The organism is Shewanella sp. MF08487, from assembly GCF_050848685.1.
GTDB lineage: Bacteria > Pseudomonadota > Gammaproteobacteria > Enterobacterales > Shewanellaceae > Shewanella > Shewanella glacialipiscicola.
Map to the genome: position 1 here is coordinate 1 of NZ_JBOZPB010000053.1, position 2,540 is coordinate 2,540.

3 protein-coding genes and 1 pseudogene are annotated in these 2,540 nt (G+C 40.7%); 2 read left to right on the top strand and 2 right to left on the bottom strand.

Translation table 11 applies throughout. The features are described 5' to 3' along the window. Positions 1–118, top strand: a 118-nt coding sequence (locus ACRN9H_RS19515; protein WP_220733647.1) for an IS3 family transposase, incomplete at its 5' end; no start/stop codon positions are given. 650 nt (positions 119–768) lie between these two features. After that, the gene (locus ACRN9H_RS19520; protein ID WP_432315862.1) at positions 769–1,971 is read left to right on the top strand and encodes an IS4 family transposase; all 1,203 of its coding nucleotides are present in this window, start codon (positions 769–771) and stop codon (positions 1,969–1,971) included. A 173-nt stretch (positions 1,972–2,144) separates the two neighbouring features. Here ACRN9H_RS19520 and ACRN9H_RS19525 read toward each other — a convergent pair whose 3' ends face one another. Continuing rightward, positions 2,145–2,441, bottom strand: coding sequence for a hypothetical protein (locus ACRN9H_RS19525; protein ID WP_432315864.1), 297 nt, complete (start codon positions 2,439–2,441; stop codon positions 2,145–2,147). Positions 2,442–2,448: 7 nt separating this feature from the next. Further along, positions 2,449–2,540, bottom strand: a pseudogene (locus tag ACRN9H_RS19530) (IS5/IS1182 family transposase); the annotation flags it as partial.

The following is a 2,540-nucleotide window of genomic DNA, read 5'->3' on the forward strand; positions in this document are numbered from 1 at the left end:
GCAAGATGTGACGGCTTACATGAAATATTACAACTTGGAGCGACTTCATTCTGCTAATGACAATCTGTCACCGGTAGAGTTTGAAAATTCTCAAGTAAAAGTGTCCAGTTTGGGTTGACCAGTACATGTTCAATAGGTTCAACCACTAAGGCAAGCGTAGTTTTTTCTCGCATAAAGCCGACAGAGCAAATTGCCAACGGCCACTTCCACGAGCGTGCTTAATTTCGTTAATTCCTGTGTACCTTTTTAGCTAGTTTTCACACTATCAATTTCCATTTTCAAGTCGACACATCAGGACATATATTCATTTTTAACCTTAAAAATATGTGGATGTCCTTACTCTTTTTACTCTTTTTTGAGGCTATAAGTCCGTCTTTACAATTAAGCACTCTCATTCCAGTGACACGCCATGAACTCATCCCTGAGGGCTCGACGGCGGCATCCATGCCGCCAACGGTCACTTCCATGAGAGTGCTTAATTTCGTTAATTCCTGTGTACTTTTTAGCCAGTTTTTGCACTATCAATTTCCATTTTCAAGTAGATGCTTTAGAGGTGCACTTTTTCATCTTAGAAACATGTGTGTCCTCCTTTTCAACGTTACAATCTTTTCATGATGTATTCTGGACAGAAAATAGTAGAACAACTAGTGTAATTAATGCGGCTTTCTAGCGAATCCCCAGATAAATTCGATGGGATTCAAATAAGTAGACACGCATGATGCTGTTTGATCTAATCAATTTCGCCAAAAACCTACTAGATCCAACATCATGCGTGATATCGACATATTACACGATTTACTCAAAAAACAATGCCCTCAAATACACCAAAAACGCCTTAATTCTCTGATGGTTGCTACTGAGTCTTTACTCGATGGCAACCAACTCTCGTTAACCCAGTTAGGACGGAACATAACGGGTAACGTTGCACCAAAACACAATATCAAGCGCATTGACCGACTGCTCGGAAATCTACATGTTGTCAAAGATAAGTTCGCTATTTATCAATGGCATGCACAGTATCTCTGCGGCGCAAATCCGATGCCCATTATTCTTGTGGATTGGTCTGATGTACGCGAGCAACTGCGAATGATGACCTTACGCGCATCAATCAGTGTTAAAGGTCGCTCCATTACGTTGTACGAACGCACTTTTCTATTTGAAGATTACAATGCCCCGCGCAGTCATAACGCTTTCTTAGCTGAGCTTGCTAACGTATTGCCGCCAGGATGCTGCCCGCTCATCGTCACCGATGCAGGTTATCGCAATACTTGGTTTAGGGAAGTCGAGCGCCATGGCTGGTATTGGCTAGGTAGAGTTCGCGGTGATGTCAGTTTTATGCTCAACGGCCAAACATCATGGCAGTCAAATAAATCCCTCTATCCTAAAGCGAATTCAACCGCGAAATACATGGGTAGCGTCAAGTTAGCGCGCAAGTCTCCGCTACAATGTTACCTGCACTTGTTTAAAGCTAAACCTAAGCTGCGTAAGGATAAACGTTCTTCTAAAGCTGGGCGAAATCACACCGCACAAAAGAGTTACAGCTTAGGGAGTAAAGAGCCTTGGCTACTCGCAACAAATCTACCGCCGGACTACTTTGGCCCTTCAAAGGTCGTCGATATATATGCTAAACGAATGCAAATTGAAGAAACCTTCCGCGATTTAAAAAGTCCGCAATATGGCATGGGCCTCAGACAAAGCCGCAGCCGTTGTCCAAAGCGATATGATGTATTGCTGCTCATCTCTATGCTGGCTGAAATCGTGTTGTGGTGTATTGGGTTAGCGGCACAACACCTTGGATGGCAAAGATATTTTCAAGCCAATACAGTGAGAAAGCGGGCTGTGCTATCAATTGTTAGACTTGGAAAGGAAGTACGCAAAAGAGACAAATATCCGGTAAAGGAGACAATTTTTCGCTGGGCATTAATAGAATATATAAACTTAGTTCATGACGCTGGAAGACCCAAATTATGAGGGGATCCCCCAGTGCGGCTTTACATCTAGCTCAAGCGTAACAAAATCAATTCTAATCAGGAATAGCAACAAGTCCTATTACAGATATGTAATATCTGGCTACTGATTATCAATAATATTGTAATTCATCATGCTAAAGTAAACCTAACCAGCTAACAGAAGTTTTTGAGTATTTAAATGTTATTCTCATAAGCATTAATTTGAGAGTTAATTAACTTGAAATGTTCGAATGTTTTATCCCTACAAACCTCTATAGCATTTATATCTCGGTTATGGATGGTTAAGTTAAAATATCTTTGTATATGTTTCGAAATATGATGAGTTAATGCAGAAAGACGCATTGCCTCTAGGTATTTATGTTCACCAAAAAACAGTAAATCAATAACTCTAGCTTCTTCATGTATTTCTTTAGTTAGCAGAGTAAAATCATTTTTCCTTTTTTCTAGGGTCTGTTGATCTTTGCTGTACAAATGTTGCTCAGCAATACATCGGCAGCCACATTAACATAAACGCCAGTGACACCATACTGGCGTAATTTCTTGCTAGCTTGTCATATCTTGTTGATATTG